The organism is Herbaspirillum sp. Her2 (assembly GCF_057961375.1).
In genome coordinates, this window is sequence record NZ_CM176331.1 from 136,101 (window position 1) to 150,847 (window position 14,747).

The window sequence follows — 14,747 nt, forward strand, 5'->3', positions numbered from 1 at the left end:
CGATGAAAAACCATAGCTGTTCTGGCAAGATGCCGTAAACCTATGCGGTTCACAGGGGAGCCGTCATGCATCAAGCCGCGTCGCAATTTTGTCTGAATTGAACAAGAATAAAGCCCCATCCCCGCCCAATCTGTCGTCGCTGATTACGCTGGGGGTGGTCATTACCGTGCTCATCACGACCGTGTCGGTACTGATCCTGGTGGATCAGTTCACGCGCGGCTATGCGCGTTCCGAAAGCGAAACGCGCATGAAGCAGCTGGCCTGGCAGATGCAGGATGCGCTGGAGCGCGGCATGAACGAGCGCGAAATCGACCTGCGCCTGCTGGTGCAGCGGCCGTCGGTCCGTTCCGGCCGCGATCTGCCGCGCATCCGCCGGGTCTTCAACGAACTGCAGGCCAACGTGCCGCATTACGCCTGGATCGGCCTGGCCAATCCCGAGGGCATCGTGCAGGTGGCCACCAACGGCTTGCTGGAAGGGGCCAGCGTGGCGCAGCGCCCCTGGTTCCAGGAAGGCAGCAAGGGCGAGTACAGCGCCGACTTCCATCCGGCCGTGCTGCTGGCGCAGAAGCTGCCGCCGCAATCCAATCCCTGGCGTTTCGTCGACCTCTCGGCCCCGGTGCATGATCTGAACGGCCATTACCTCGGCGTGGTCGGCCTGCATCTGTCGTGGTCCTGGGCGCGCGACATCGCCGCCAAGCTGCTCGACCCGGCCGGCAACCGCTATGACGTCGACGTCATCATCGTGCGCGACGATGGCACCGTCATCCTCGGCCCCAAGGGCATGGAAGAGACCAAGCTCGATACCGCCAGCGTGCGCGCTGCGCAAGGCAGCGACAATGGCGGCTCGCTGATCGAGACCTGGCCCGATGGCCGCCGTTACGTCAGCGGCTATGCCCGCACGGGCGACAAGGGCGGCATGAAGCTGCACTGGAGCGTGATCGTGCGCCAGCCCGAGACCGTGGCGCTGCAGGCCTTCCGTGATCTGGAAAAGCGGGTGATCGTGGTCGGTGCGCTCTCCGGGGCGATCCTGGTACTGCTGGCCTTCTTCCTCGCGCGGCGTCTGGTGGCCCCCATCAACGCGCTGTCGGCCGCGCTGGAGCAGCGTGCCGCGGGCCGTGGCGACCTGCCCATTCCGCAGGTGAACAGCTACCGCGAGATCCAGCTGCTGTCCTCGACCCTGGTCAACATGGTCGAGCGCGAAGAGACCTACCTGCGCGAAGTGCGCTCCCTCAACGAAAGCCTGGAGCAGCGCGTGGCCGAGCGCACCAGCCGCCTGCACGAGACCGCCAGTGCCTTGCAGGAAGCGCTGGACCAGCAGCAGGCCAACCAGATCCAGCTGGAAGAGAGCGCCGCCGAATTGCGCGCCATTCTGGAAAACGCCCAGGATGCCTTCATCGCCGCTGACGAACAGGGCCGCGTGGTCGAATGGAACCGCCAGGCCGAACTGCTGCTGGGCTGGCCGCGCGACCAGGCCATGGGACGCGACATGGCCGAACTGATCATTCCGCCGGACATGCGTGCGGCTCACAATCGCGGCATGGCGCAATTCCTCAAGGATGGCACCAGCGTCGTCATCAACAACCGCATCGAGCTGCAAGCCCAGCATCACGATGGCCACGAGCTGCCCATCGAGATCACGGTCGGCCACGTCAAGCGCCAGAGCGGCCACCTGTTCATCGCCTTCCTGCACGACATCACCGAGCGTCTGGCCTTCCGCGACCAGATGCGCGAGCTGGCCCTGACCGACGTGCTGACCAGCCTGCCCAACCGCCGCGCCTTCAGCGACCGCCTGCCCGAGGGCATGATGCGGGCGCGCCGGGCCGACCAGTTGCTGGCGCTGTTCTTCATGGACATCGATGGTTTCAAGGGCGTCAATGACCGCTACGGCCACGAGGCCGGCGACGAACTGCTGGTGGAGTTCGCACGCCGCCTGCAACGCTCGGTGCGCGATGTCGATACCGTGGCCCGCCTGGCCGGTGACGAATTCGTGGTGATCCTGGAAAACCTGCAGACCCAGGAAGACGCGCTGATGGTGGCGCAGAAGATCCTCAATACCATCCGCGAACCCTTCCAGCTGACGCACTCCACCGTCAACATCTCCAGCAGTATCGGCGTGGCGGTCTACCAGCCCAACCTGGACGGCGAAGTCGGCCCCGAGGAACTGCTGTCCATGGCCGACAAGGCCATGTACGCCGCCAAGCGCCTGGGCAAGAACCGCGTCGAGCTGGGACGCGCGGGAGACGTCTGATCCGCCGGGCGCGATCGCGCCCGGTTTCCGCTTTCCTTCCTTTCCCTTCTTTCTCTCTCCGGACTCGTCATTGCTGACGAGCCGCTCCGTCTCATTTACGGTTTGTTTACGCTCCTGCGCCAAACATTTACCGGGATTTGATGCTGCTTTCCCTATCGTTCGACTGTCTCGTTTTCCGTCCCTGGAAGCGAACAACAACGTCAACAATGGAGTGGGAAATGTTGCAAACGGATTTTCTCTACATAGGCATGCTGCTCGTCTGCGGCCTCTCGATGTGGGCCTTCATCGCCCTTTGCAGCCGTCTGGAACGGCAGGAAGGGGAGAAGAAATGAACCTCATGTATCTGCTGGGGCTGGTGGTCTCCATCGCCCTCCTGCTGTACCTGGTCTACGCCCTGATCAAGCCGGAGGATTTCTGACATGGACAGCAACAATTATTTCCAGCTCGGCCTCTACCTGGCCGTCCTGCTGGTCCTCTCCCTGCCGCTGGGCTGGTACATGGCCCGCGTGATGGAAGGCAAGTCCCGCGTGAACCGTCTCTTCGGCGGCATCGAGCGCGTCTTCTATCGCCTCTGCGGCATCAGCCGCGAGCACGAGATGGACTGGAAGCAGTACGCCATCGCGGCCGTGCTGTTCAATTTCCTGGGCCTGATCGTGGTCTACCTGCTGCAGCGCGTGCAGCAATGGCTGCCGCTGAACCCGGCCGCGCTGGCCAACGTCAGCCCGGACTCCTCCTTCAACACGGCGCTCAGTTTCGTCACCAACACCAACTGGCAGGGCTACGTGGGTGAAGCCACCATGAGCTACCTGACCCAGATGGCCGCACTGGCCGTGCAGAACTTCCTGTCTGCCGCCACCGGGATCGCCATCGCCTTCGCCCTGATCCGTGGCTTCGCCCGTCACAGCAGCAAGGGCATCGGCAACTTCTGGGTCGACATGACCCGCAGCACGCTGTACGTGCTGCTGCCGCTGTCGGTGGTGTTCGCGCTGGTACTGGTGCAGCAGGGCAGCATCCAGAACTTCCGTGCGTATCAGGACGTGAAGACGCTGGAAGTGACCAACTACACCGTGCCCAAGCTGGATGCCGCAGGCCAGCCCCTGAAAGATGCCAAGGGCGAACCGGTGACCGAAGCGCAGAGCACCGACAAGCAGACCCTGCCCATGGGCCCGGTGGCATCGCAGGAAGCCATCAAGATGATCGGTACCAACGGTGGTGGCTTCTTCAACGCCAACTCGGCGCACCCGTATGAGAACCCGACGCCGCTGACCAACTTCCTGCAGATGCTGGCCATCCTCATCATCCCGGCAGCACTGTGCACCAGCTTCGGTGTGCTGGTCGGCGACCGTCGCCAGGGCTGGGCCATCCTCGCCTCGATGACGATCCTGTTCGTGGTGTTGACGCTGGTGCTGATGTACGCCGAGTCGCAACCCAATCCCATGCTCGCTTCGCTGCACGCTTCCGGCCCCGGCATGATGGAAGGCAAGGAGACCCGCTTCGGCATCCCGGCCTCGGCGCTGTTCGCCTCCATCACCACGGCCGCGTCCTGCGGTGCGATCAATGCCATGCATGACTCGCTCTCGCCGCTGGGCGGACTGGTGCCGATGCTGCAGATGCAGCTGGGTGAAGTGGTGTTCGGCGGGGTCGGTTCGGGCCTGTACGGCATGCTGATCTTTGCGGTGCTGGCGGTGTTCATCGCGGGCCTGATGATCGGCCGTACGCCTGAATACCTGGGCAAGAAGATCGGCGTGTTCGACATGAAGATGATGTCCATCGCCATCCTCATGACCCCGGCGCTGGTGCTGATCTTCACGGCCCTGTCGGTGATGGTGGAGGCAGGCCTGGCCGGTATCGCCAACCCCGGTGCGCACGGATTCTCGGAAATCCTTTACGCCTTCAGCTCGGCCGCCAACAACAACGGCAGCGCCTTCGCCGGGCTCTCGGCCAACACGCCGTACTACAACATCACCACCGGCATCTGCACCTGGCTGGGCCGCTTCGGCATCATCGTGCCGGTGCTGGCCATGGCCGGTTCGCTGGCCGGCAAGAGGCGCCTGGCCGCCACCTCCGGCACCCTGCCCACGCATGGCCCGCTGTTCGTGGCGCTGCTGATCGGCGCGGTGATCCTGGTCGGTGCCCTGACCTATGTGCCGGCGCTGGCGCTGGGACCGGTGGTCGAGCACCTGCAGATGATGGCGATGTAAATGATTGGATGGATTCCGCCGGGCACTGCGCCCGGTGGAGCAACCCGCAACGGATACCCTTATGACTACCCCTTCCAGCAATACTCCGGCCAGCAGCACACAAGCCGTGCCGGCCGATGCCATTCCTTCCGCCGCGCAGACTGCGCGCTGGATGTTCGATCCCAAGATCGTCAAGCCGGCCCTGGCCGATTCCTTCCGCAAGCTGTCGCCGCGCGTGCAATGGCGCAATCCGGTGATGTTCGTGGTCTACCTCGGCAGCATCCTGACCACGCTGCTGTTCATCCAGGCCATCACCGGCAAGGGTGAAGCCCCGGCGGGCTTCATCTTCGCCGTCGCTGCCTGGCTGTGGTTCACGGTGCTCTTCGCCAACTTCGCCGAAGCCCTGGCCGAAGGCCGCAGCAAGGCGCAAGCCGCCGCCCTGCGTGGCGTCAAGAAGAGCGTGATGGCCAAGAAGCTGCGCAGCAGCGACCAGACACGCGGTGGCGTGGCCGCAGCCGCCGCCCAATGCGAAGTGGTCGAAGGCGGCAGCCTGCGCAAAGGTGACCTGGTGCTCATCGAAGCAGGCGATACGGTACCCGCCGATGGCGACGTCATCGAAGGCGTGGCCACTGTCGACGAGAGCGCCATCACCGGTGAATCGGCCCCGGTGATCCGCGAATCCGGCGGCGACTTCTCGGCCGTCACCGGCGGCACGCGCGTGCTGTCGGACTGGATCGTGGTACGCGTCTCGGTCAATCCGGGTGAAGCTTTCCTGGATCGCATGATCGCCATGGTCGAAGGCGCGCGTCGCCAGAAGACCCCCAACGAACTGGCGCTGACCCTGCTGCTGGTGGCACTGACGCTGGTGTTCCTGCTGGTGACGGTGACCCTGCTGCCGTTCTCGATCTTCTCGGTCACTGCCGCCGGTGCTGGCTCGCCGGTCACGGTGACGGCGCTGATCGCCCTGCTGGTGTGCCTGATCCCGACCACCATCGGCGGCCTGCTCTCGGCCATCGGCGTGGCCGGCATGAGCCGCATGATGCAGGCCAACGTGATCGCCACCTCCGGCCGCGCGGTGGAAGCCGCCGGTGACGTCGACGTGCTGCTGCTGGACAAGACCGGCACCATCACGCTCGGCAACCGCCAGGCCGCCGCCTTCATGCCGGCACCGGGCGTGGCCGAGCGAGAACTGGCCGATGTCGCCCAACTGGCCTCGCTGGCCGATGAAACGCCGGAAGGCCGCAGCATCGTGGTGCTGGCCAAGAACCGATTCAACCTGCGCGAACGCGAGATGGCCAACCTGGGCGCGGAATTCATTCCGTTCTCGGCCCAGACCCGTGTCTCCGGCATCGACATCGGCAACCGCCGCATCCGCAAGGGCGCTGCCGACGCCATCCGCAAGCTGGTGCGCTCGGCCGACCAGCGCCTGCCGGCCCAGGTGGAAAGCGATGTGGAAGCCATCGCCCGCCGTGGCGGCACACCGCTGGTGGTGATCGAATGGAACAACGAGGCGGCCGTCATCAACCAGGGCGCACCTATCCGCATCCTCGGTACGGTGGAGCTGAAGGACATCGTCAAGGGCGGCATCAAGGAGCGCTTCGGCGAACTGCGCCGCATGGGCATCAAGACCATCATGATCACCGGCGACAACCGCCTGACCGCCGCGGCCATCGCCGCTGAAGCGGGGGTCGATGACTTCCTGGCCGAAGCCACGCCGGAACAGAAGCTGGCCCTGATCCGCCAGCATCAGGCCGAAGGCAAGCTGGTGGCCATGACCGGCGACGGCACCAACGACGCCCCGGCGCTGGCTCAGGCCGACGTGGCCGTGGCCATGAACAGCGGCACCCAGGCGGCCAAGGAAGCCGGCAACATGGTCGACCTCGATTCCAATCCGACCAAGCTGATCGAGATCGTCGAGATCGGCAAGCAGATGCTGATGACCCGCGGCAGTCTCACCACCTTCAGCATCGCCAATGACGTGGCCAAGTACTTCGCCATCATTCCGGCCATGTTCGTGGCCAACTATCCGCAGCTGGGCGCGCTCAACGTGATGCGCCTGACCAGTCCCGATTCGGCCATCATGTCGGCGGTGATCTTCAATGCGCTGGTGATCGTGGGACTGATCCCGCTGGCCCTGCGTGGCGTGCGCTATCGCGCGCTGGGTGCGGCCGTGCTCCTGCGCCGCAACCTGCTGATCTATGGCGTGGGTGGCTTGCTGGTGCCGTTCGTGGGCATCAAGCTGATCGACCTGCTGCTGACCGCCTTCGGTCTGGTCTGAACCCGATTACGACTCTCAAGGAAAGTCACATGAAAACCTCGACTCCCCATCCGCTGCGTCCGGCCATCACGCTTTTCATCCTGTTGGGCGTGTTGCTGGGCGGCCTGTATCCGTTGCTGGTGACCGGTCTGGCGCAAGCCTTCTTCCCGCAGCAGGCCAATGGCAGCCTGATCGAACGCCAGGGCCAGGTGGTCGGCTCGGAACTGATCGGCCAGAACTTCACCAGTCCGGCTTATTTCTGGGGCCGCCCCTCGGCCGCTGGTACCTTCCCCAACAATGGCATGGCCTCCGGCGGCAGCAACCTGGGCCCGACCAACCCGGCCCTGAAGCAGGCCGCTGAAGACCGCGCCAAGGCCTTGCAGGAAGCCGATCCGGACAACAAGGGTGCGATTCCCATTGACTTGCTGACGGCCTCGGCCAGCGGCCTGGATCCGCACATCAGCCCGGCCGCGGCCGAGTACCAGGCCGGTCGCGTCGCCCGTGCGCGTGGCATCACGGTGGAGCAGGTGCGTGCGCTGGTGCGCGTCAACAGCGAGGCGCCGCAATGGGGCTTGTTCGGTGAACCGCGCGTCAATGTGCTCAAGCTGAACCTGGCGCTGGATGCGGCCGCACCCATGCCCAAGACGGAAGCGGCCAAGTAAGCCCTTCGCTGTCTGCAGGATGGCCGGTGGCACGCAACCCGCGTGCCACTGGCTTTTTGCCACTACAATGCAGCAACCCTGAACGCCCGATATGAACACCCGCCCCGATCCCGACGACCTGCTGGAACGCGTGATGCGCGACGAAGAGCGCCAGGCGCGCGGCCGCCTGAAGATCTTCTTCGGCTTCTCGGCCGGTGTCGGCAAGACCTTCGCCATGCTGGAAGCCGCCCAGGCGCTGGTCGCGCAAGGCACGGACGTGATCGCCGGCGTGGTCGAGACCCATGGCCGCGCCGAGACCGAGGCCCAGCTTGCCGGCCTCGCGCGCCTGCCCATGCGCATGGTGCCCTACCGTGATCGCCAGCTGCCCGAGTTCGACCTGGATGCCGCACTGGAGCGCAAGCCCGGCGTGATCCTGGTCGACGAACTGGCGCACTCCAACGTGCCCGGCTCGCGCCATGCCAAGCGCTGGCAGGACATCGACGAACTGCTGCGTGCCGGCATCGATGTCTACACCACCCTCAACGTGCAGCACATCGAAAGTCTCAACGACGTGGTCGGCCAGATCACCGGTATCCGCGTCTTCGAGACGGTGCCCGATCATGTCTTCGATGAAGCCGACGATGTCATGCTGGTGGATATTCCGCCCGATGAATTGCTGGCCCGCCTGCAGCAGGGCAAGGTCTACCTGCCGCAGCAGGCCGAGAAGGCCGGGCGCCATTTTTTCCGCAAGGGCAACCTGATCGCGCTGCGCGAGATTGCCTTGCGCCGTACCGCCGACCGGGTCGACGCCGACATGCGCCAGTACCGCGCCGACCGCTCCATCGCCCAGCTGTGGCAGGCGCGCGAGCGCATCGTGGTGGCGGTCGGCAGCGGGGCCGGCGAGGAACGCCTGATCCGCGAAGCGGCCCGCCTGGCCGCCAAGCTGCAGGCCGAATGGCTGGCAGTCCACGTGGATCTGCCGGGCCAGCGCCAGGCGATGGAGGCGCGCGAACGCGTGGTCTCCTATCTGAAACTGGCGCAATCCCTGGGTGCGGAAACGGCCAGCATCAGCGGTGAGGAATTGTCCGCCGCGTTGCTGCAATTCGCCCGCAGCCGCAATGCCGGCAAGCTGGTGATCGGCCAGGAGGAGGGCGGCCTGCGCCACTTGCTGCGCTGGCCGCGCGGCACTCTGGCCCAGCGCATCGCGCGTAGCGGTGGCGAGATCGACCTCTACACCATCGCCCGCAGCCGCACCCGCGTGCAGCAGGAACAGGCCCGCACCGACAGTGCGGCCAGCGCCGCCGAAGCCCTGCTCACCCGCCGCCGCCGCACGCGTGGCACGCTGTGGGCCGTGGCCAGTTGCATGGCCACCACGACGCTGGCCTTCGTGCTCGATGGCAAGCTGCATCCGGCCAACGTCATCATGCTGTACCTCGTGGGTGTGATGCTGGTGGCGATGCGCTATGGCCGCGCGGCTTCGGCGCTGGTGTCGGTGCTGTCCGTGTTGTCCTTTGATTTCTTCTTCGTCGATCCGCGTTTTTCCATCACGGTGTCGGACGCGCAGTACCTGCTGACGCTGGCGGTGATGCTGGCGGTGTCGCTGTTCATCAGCTCGCTCACCGCGCGCCTGCGCCGCCAGGCCAGCGTGGCCATGCAGCGTGAAGGACGCGCCGCCAATCTCTACATGCTGGGCAAGGAATTGTCGGCGCTGCTGACGCTGGACCAGATCCTGGAAATCGGCCGCCGCCATCTGGCCGCCGTGTTCGGGGCGCGCATCGCCTTCTTCCTGCCCGACAGCGCCGACCAGCTGCGCCTGGCCGAGCCCGAGCAGGACAGCGGCGGTCCGCACGTCCTCAAAAGCGTGGACGCGGGCGTGGCGCAATGGGTCTACGACAACGGCCAGGCCGCCGGCAAGGGCACGGCCACCTTGCCCTCGGCAGCGGCGCTGTACCTGCCGCTGACGGCCACCATGCGCACGCGTGGCGTGCTGGCCTTTGCCATCGAAGGCGCCAGTGAAGAGGAGCGCCAGCTGGCTGCCGCGCAACTGGCCCTGCCCGAGAACCGCCAGATGCTGGAAATTTTCTGCTCGCAGATCGCCATGGCCATCGAGCGCCTGCACTATGCCGAGGTGGCCCAGGATGCGCTGGTGACCATGGAATCGGAACGCCTGCGCAATTCGCTGCTCTCGGCCATCTCGCATGATCTGCGCACGCCGCTGACCTCGCTGGTGGGCAGTGCCGACGTGCTGGCCGCCAACGAGCGCCTGGATGAGGATGCCCGCGCCATGGCGCGCACCATCAGCGAACAGTCGCAGAAGATGGTCGGGCTGATGAACAACCTGCTGGACATGGCGCGCCTGCAGGCAGGCGTGGTGACCTTGAATCGCCAATGGAATGCATTGGAAGAGTTGACCGGCTCGGCCCTGCGCCTGCTCTCCAAAGCACTGGAAGGACGCCAGGTGGAAACGCGCATCGCACCCGACCTGCCGCTGTTGCGCGTCGATGCGGTATTGCTGGAACGCGTGCTGGCCAACCTGGTGGAAAACGCCATCAAGTATTCGCCCGCCGGCAGCCCCATTGCCATCAGTGCGCATGTGGAAGAAAGCGATGGCCAGCCCCAGGTCAAGGTGTGCGTGAGCGACCATGGGCGCGGCTTCCCGCCGGCCATGACGCAGCACGCCTTTGAAAAATTCACGCGCGGCGACAATGAATCGTCCACCCCCGGCGTCGGCCTGGGCCTGGCGATCTGCCGCGCCATCATCGAGGCGCATCAGGGCCGCATCTGGATCGCGCCGCAGGAAGCCGGGCAGGGTGCGACCGTCTGCTTCATGCTGCCGGTGGAAACGCAACCCGCCCTGCCGGAGGAATAAGGACACCCCATGCAAGAACACGCAGGCAACATCGTCTTCATCGAAGATGATCCGCACATCCGCAAACTGGTCAGGAGTGCGCTCGAACAGGAGGGCTTCATCGTCCACGAAGCCAAGAGCGCACGCGAAGGCGTCACCGAAGCCGGGACCCGCAAGCCCGACCTCATCATCCTCGACCTCGGTCTGCCCGATGGCGACGGCAAGCAGGTCATCAGCGAGATCCGCAACTGGAGCAGCGTGCCCATCGTGATCCTCTCGGCCCGCACGCAGGAGTCCGAGAAGGTGGAAGCGCTCGATGCCGGCGCCGACGACTACCTGGTCAAGCCCTTCGGCATGCCCGAGCTGCTGGCCCGCATGCGCGCGCAATTGCGCCGCCATGCGCGGGCGTCAGGCGCAGGGCAGTCCAGCGGCCGCTATCGTCTTGGGGATGTGGTGGTGGACCTGCCGGCCCGCAGCGTGAGCCGCAACGGCGAGGCGCTGCACCTGACGCAGATCGAATATCGTCTGCTGGCCACCCTGCTGCGCGATGCCGGGCGCGTCATCACGCACCGCCAGTTGCTGGTGGCCGGATGGGGACCTTCGCATGCGGAGGATGGCCACTACCTGCGCATCTACATGCAGCGCCTGCGCCAGAAACTGGAGCGGGATGCGGCCCAGCCGGTGCACATCCTCACCGAAATCGGCGTGGGCTATCGGGTAGCCGATGTGGTGGCCGAATGAAACTGCAGTGAACCGGCCTCAGGGCCAGTTCAGCAGCGGCAGGGCCAGTACCACCATCACGATGCAGCCCAGATTGAGCAGCAGACGCTGGCGCTTGAGCACGAACGAGAGCAGCCACGCCCCGGCCAGAAAGACGATGAAGTTGGCCAGGTATTGCTTGCCCGCAGCGGCCACCGGCAACTCCGGCGCATCGGCCAGTCCGGAGAATTTCCAGGCGCAGACCAGGGCGGCCAGCACGGCGCAGTTGAAATAGGTATTGACGGTCGGGAAGCTTTCTTCCAGATGATCGGAGACCTCCACGCTCTCGCAGCGGCCTTCGCGATAGAGCGCTTCCAGCCAGTGCCGCTCGCCACGCCAGCGATAGAGCAGGGTGCCGTCTTCGCGCGTCTCCTGGGCATGGGGTGTGCCGAGCCGCGTGTTCATGAACTCAGGTGCGGTGTTGCGCCATTCGGCGGTCTGCGCGGCGCGGAAGCGCTGTTCCAGCGCGCGCGCCTTGCGGCGTCGGCCCAGTTGCTTCAGGGCCAGCTGGGCCAGGGCCAGGGAATTGAACAGGTAGATCCACTGCAGGATGGTGGCGTAGTCGGCTTGCATGGGCAGGTCGGTCAGTAGGGGCATCGATAAGGATGCCGCATCTTGCCGTCAGCCCGCCTGATTGTCCAGCCCGGCTGTGTGCGCAGGACCGGGAGGCCCGCCAGACGGCGGTTCTAGCGTGATATGAACCTAAAGATCCCCCCAGATATCAATCTGGCGGCGGATCTGGCCGGTGCGTGCATCGCAGATGAAGAGAACTTCCCGCAGGGCATGGCGCACCACGTAGCGGAAGTATTCGTGGTCGGTGCGGGCCACGAATTCCTCGCTCTCGATCTTGCCGGGCATGAAGGCACTGATCTGCTGTCGGCACTCGGCGCGGTGCTGCAGGGCCTGCGGCGAGGGGCCGTAGTCTTCCGGTGCGCGGTAGGGCGCAACGGCCTGGGTGAGCGGCGCGATGCTGGCGCAGAGCACGAAGATCAGCAGCGCCACCAGCACGCAGCGATAGCGGCGGCGCTGTGCGGTACGCAGGAACAGATGGCGCGGCGAGAGCGGGTGGAGGCGATCTTCGCCACGTTTCCAGTGCAGACGGCTACGCATGATGATGCACCTCCTTGTGATGTTGTCTTGTCAGAAGACGGACAGGGCTCAGAAGCTCTTGTTGACCGAAGCGATCCACTGGTTGCTGCCGATGTTCTTGCCACGCAGGGTGTAGCCGGCGTCGGGCGCATTGCTGCCGGTCCAGGCCAGCCCCAGCACGTAGCCGGAGAAGTCGCGCGTGAGGCCCAGCTTCCAGTCGGTATAGGAGAGGTTGGAAGCATTGGAGCCGGTATAGCGCTGGCGGCCGATGTGGGCCAGTCCGGTGATGCCGGCGAAGAGTTCATGCGTCACCGTCAGGTCGGCATAGGTGCTGCCGCGCGTATCGGCATTGCCGAAGGTATTGCCGGTGCTGTACGAATACTTGAAGGCGATCCACTTTGCATCCACGCCGAGGTAGACCTCGGTGGTATCGGGTTTGGTCATGCCGGCCGGATAGCTGCCGGGATAGGCGTAGTGCAGCACGCCGATGTCGCCGGTGAGCCAGTCGGTGAGCGCCGGTTTCCAGCCGCCGTAGACATCGGCTTCGAGGCTGGCCGAGGCGGCCGGGTTGGTATCCGAGATCCAGCTGATGTTGGACATCCAGACACCGGCATAGAGGCCATTGTCATGGGTCAGATCGAAGCCGCCTTGCAGGGCCGGTTTCTGGTTGGTCTGGGTGGTGCCGCGGAAGACGTACTGGCTGACGATGCCGATGTTGCCGGCCAGGTGCAGCGGAGAGGCGTTGGCATCCGGGGCGGCTGGTGCGGCTTCCTGCGCCTGGGCCGGTGCGATCACGGCGATGGCCAGCAGCGCGCCGGCGGCGGCCAGGGTAGCCAGACCGGCCAGTTGCGCATTGCGCAGGCGGCGCTGGCCCAGCGGTGCCATGTCTTGCTGTGCGGGATCCTGGATGTGTTGTTGGGTGCGGCGATTCATGATGCTGGTGGCTCCGTGGGTTGAAGAGCCGCAAGCTTAGAATCGCCGGCGTTTAATCCTGGTAAAACTTGAACCCGGTCCCGTAAACTTCACATAAAGAAGCGCCAGCTCATTCCCACTGCGGCGGCCGCTTCTCCAGAAACGCCTGTATCCCCTCCATCGCCTCCGCATCCATGATGTTGCAGGCCATCACCTCGGCTGCATGCGCATAGGCATCGGGCAGCGCCATCATCTGCTGGCGGTACACCATGGCCTTGCCGCGCGCAATCGAGATGGCAGGCTTGCTGCAGATCTCGCGCGCCAGCGCTTCGGTGGCCGCATCGAGTTCATCCGCACGCACCGCCTGGTTGATGAGCCCCCATTGCGCGGCCGTGTCGGCATCGATGAATTTGCCCGTGACCAGCATCTCGAAGGCGCGCTTGATCGGCAGGTTGCGCGTCAAGGCCACCGCCGGGGTGGAACAGAACAAACCGACGTTGATGCCCGAGACCGCAAAGCGCGCAGCCTCGCTGGCCACTGCCAGGTCGCAGGCCGCCACCAGCTGGCAGCCGGCTGCCGTGGCCAGTCCCTGTACCTTGGCGATGACCGGCACCGGCAGCGCGCGCAAGGATTGCATCAGGTGGCTGCAACGATCAAACAATTGCTGGTAATACGCCTGCTCGGGCGTGGCACGCATCTCGCGCAGGTCATGGCCGGCGCAGAAGGCGCGGCCGTTGGCGGCCAGGATCACGCAGCGTACCTGCGGGTCCTGCGCCAGTGCATCGAGCTGCGCCTGCAAGGCCTCCAGCATCGCTTCGGAGAGCGCATTGAATTGCGCCGGCCGGTTCAGGGTGAGGGTGGTGATGCCCTGGGCGTCATGGCGCAGCAACAGGTCCTGGCTTGCGTCTTGCATGGTGTCTCCTCCATTGGTGATGGGCGCCGTGTGTTGCCTTACACCATGCCCAGCAATGCTTCCAGATCTTCGTCCTCGCCCTGCGGCGCGGACATGTCGAGCACGCTTTCAATGTGGTGCAGGTGCGCCAGCATGGTCGCCACGGCGTCTTCGGTGCGGCCGGCGGAGATGGCGTCGATGATGTCGCCATGGTCGTCGTGGGTGCAGGCCGGCACCGTCGGCGAATCGTACAGCACGATGATGAGACAGGTCAGCGATGCCAGCTCGCGCATCATCTTGCTCATCACCGGGTTGTCCACCATGTCGGCGATACGGATGTGGAATTCGCCCGAGAGCCGGATGATGGCGCGCCGGTCATTGCTGGCGCGGGCCTGCGCTTCTTCGGCCACGTGGGCGCGCAACAGCGCGATGTGCTCGGGCCGCGTGTGCTCGCACAGGTGGCGCAGCAGCGCCGGTTCCAGCAGGCGGCGCGCGGCAAAGATGTTGCGCGCCTCTTCCGGCGTGGGGCTGGCCACGAAGGCGCCGCGATTGGGGATGGTCGTGATCAGGCCCTCATGCGCCAGCCGCGCCAGCACCTCGCGCACCCGCGTACGGTTCACGCTGAAGATGCCGGCCAGCTTCTCCTCGACCAGCTTGGTGCCCGGCGTGAGGCGGTGTTCCATGATGGCCCCGACGATGCGCTCATAGATGGCGTCGCCTGCCAGCGGGCGCACGCTGAAGGCCTGGCCGGGCAGGGGGCTGGTGTCCGGATGCTCGTGCTTGCTGGTTTTCTTGCGGGGGCTGCTGGCGGAAGTCGGGCGCATGGGTCTCTGTGATGACATGGGTTTGCCCGCCATGATAGCGGAAAATTGTGGGAATGGATTGTCACAAAATTGGGTAATGAATGTTGCACTCTTGCGG

The 14,747-nt window shown here is 65.2% G+C and carries 12 protein-coding genes; 7 read left to right on the top strand and 5 right to left on the bottom strand.

All coding sequences use genetic code 11. The features are described from left to right. Positions 1–97 precede the first annotated feature (97 nt). The 7 genes from ACWHXP_RS00635 to ACWHXP_RS00665 all read left to right on the top strand — a co-directional run bounded on the left by ACWHXP_RS00635 (position 98) and on the right by ACWHXP_RS00665 (position 10,915). A complete protein-coding gene (locus tag ACWHXP_RS00635; RefSeq protein ID WP_489634710.1) occupies positions 98–2,248 on the top strand; it encodes a diguanylate cyclase domain-containing protein in 2,151 nt (716 codons plus the stop codon). 328 nt (positions 2,249–2,576) lie between these two features. Next, complete coding sequence (gene kdpF / locus ACWHXP_RS00640) at positions 2,577–2,666, top strand: K(+)-transporting ATPase subunit F (protein ID WP_017452361.1); 90 nt, start codon at positions 2,577–2,579, stop codon at positions 2,664–2,666. Position 2,667: 1 nt separating this feature from the next. After that, positions 2,668–4,449 carry a potassium-transporting ATPase subunit KdpA gene (gene kdpA, locus ACWHXP_RS00645; RefSeq protein ID WP_489634709.1) on the top strand — a complete coding sequence of 594 codons (1,782 nt, stop codon included), beginning with the start codon at positions 2,668–2,670 and terminating at the stop codon, positions 4,447–4,449. A 61-nt stretch (positions 4,450–4,510) separates the two neighbouring features. After that, positions 4,511–6,706, top strand: a complete 2,196-nt coding sequence (gene kdpB, locus ACWHXP_RS00650; protein ID WP_121043716.1) for a potassium-transporting ATPase subunit KdpB — start codon at positions 4,511–4,513, stop codon at positions 6,704–6,706. Between the two features lie 29 nt (positions 6,707–6,735). Continuing rightward, positions 6,736–7,347, top strand: a complete 612-nt coding sequence (kdpC, locus tag ACWHXP_RS00655; protein ID WP_121043713.1) for a potassium-transporting ATPase subunit KdpC — start codon at positions 6,736–6,738, stop codon at positions 7,345–7,347. Between the two features lie 91 nt (positions 7,348–7,438). Further along, positions 7,439–10,195: a DUF4118 domain-containing protein gene (locus tag ACWHXP_RS00660; protein WP_489634708.1), complete on the top strand. Its 2,757-nt coding sequence runs from the start codon at positions 7,439–7,441 to the stop codon at positions 10,193–10,195. A 9-nt stretch (positions 10,196–10,204) separates the two neighbouring features. Further along, a complete protein-coding gene (locus ACWHXP_RS00665; RefSeq protein ID WP_039787013.1) occupies positions 10,205–10,915 on the top strand; it encodes a response regulator in 711 nt (236 codons plus the stop codon). 18 nt (positions 10,916–10,933) lie between these two features. Here ACWHXP_RS00665 and ACWHXP_RS00670 read toward each other — a convergent pair whose 3' ends face one another. The 5 genes from ACWHXP_RS00670 to ACWHXP_RS00690 form a co-directional block, all read right to left on the bottom strand. Then, the gene (locus ACWHXP_RS00670; RefSeq protein ID WP_402707468.1) at positions 10,934–11,530 is read right to left on the bottom strand and encodes a hypothetical protein; all 597 of its coding nucleotides are present in this window, start codon (positions 11,528–11,530) and stop codon (positions 10,934–10,936) included. 105 nt (positions 11,531–11,635) lie between these two features. After that, entirely contained in the window at positions 11,636–12,043 is a 408-nt protein-coding gene (locus tag ACWHXP_RS00675) for a hypothetical protein (protein WP_039787016.1), read from the bottom strand. A gap of 48 nt (positions 12,044–12,091) precedes the next feature. Beyond that, entirely contained in the window at positions 12,092–12,955 is an 864-nt protein-coding gene (locus ACWHXP_RS00680) for a TorF family putative porin (protein WP_489634707.1), read from the bottom strand. 109 nt (positions 12,956–13,064) lie between these two features. Then, positions 13,065–13,847 (bottom strand): enoyl-CoA hydratase, encoded by a 783-nt coding sequence (locus tag ACWHXP_RS00685; RefSeq protein WP_204725955.1) that lies wholly within the window; start codon positions 13,845–13,847, stop codon positions 13,065–13,067. A gap of 38 nt (positions 13,848–13,885) precedes the next feature. Continuing rightward, positions 13,886–14,650 carry a GntR family transcriptional regulator gene (locus tag ACWHXP_RS00690; RefSeq protein WP_085946179.1) on the bottom strand — a complete coding sequence of 255 codons (765 nt, stop codon included), beginning with the start codon at positions 14,648–14,650 and terminating at the stop codon, positions 13,886–13,888. Between the last annotated feature and the right edge of the window lie 97 nt (positions 14,651–14,747).

Excerpts from the sequence above, each read along its gene's own strand:
- kdpB (WP_121043716.1), top strand. The coding sequence starts at position 4,511 with ATGACTACCCCTTCCAGCAATACTCCGGCCAGCAGCACACAAGCCGTG.
- kdpF (WP_017452361.1), top strand. The coding sequence starts at position 2,577 with ATGAACCTCATGTATCTGCTGGGGCTGGTGGTCTCCATCGCCCTCCTG.
- ACWHXP_RS00675 (WP_039787016.1), bottom strand. The coding sequence starts at position 12,043 with ATGCGTAGCCGTCTGCACTGGAAACGTGGCGAAGATCGCCTCCACCCG.
- ACWHXP_RS00685 (WP_204725955.1), bottom strand. The coding sequence starts at position 13,847 with ATGCAAGACGCAAGCCAGGACCTGTTGCTGCGCCATGACGCCCAGGGC.
- kdpA (WP_489634709.1), top strand. The coding sequence starts at position 2,668 with ATGGACAGCAACAATTATTTCCAGCTCGGCCTCTACCTGGCCGTCCTG.
- ACWHXP_RS00690 (WP_085946179.1), bottom strand. The coding sequence starts at position 14,650 with ATGCGCCCGACTTCCGCCAGCAGCCCCCGCAAGAAAACCAGCAAGCAC.
- ACWHXP_RS00665 (WP_039787013.1), top strand. The coding sequence starts at position 10,205 with ATGCAAGAACACGCAGGCAACATCGTCTTCATCGAAGATGATCCGCAC.
- kdpC (WP_121043713.1), top strand. The coding sequence starts at position 6,736 with ATGAAAACCTCGACTCCCCATCCGCTGCGTCCGGCCATCACGCTTTTC.
- ACWHXP_RS00670 (WP_402707468.1), bottom strand. The coding sequence starts at position 11,530 with ATGCCCCTACTGACCGACCTGCCCATGCAAGCCGACTACGCCACCATC.
- ACWHXP_RS00660 (WP_489634708.1), top strand. The coding sequence starts at position 7,439 with ATGAACACCCGCCCCGATCCCGACGACCTGCTGGAACGCGTGATGCGC.
- ACWHXP_RS00680 (WP_489634707.1), bottom strand. The coding sequence starts at position 12,955 with ATGAATCGCCGCACCCAACAACACATCCAGGATCCCGCACAGCAAGAC.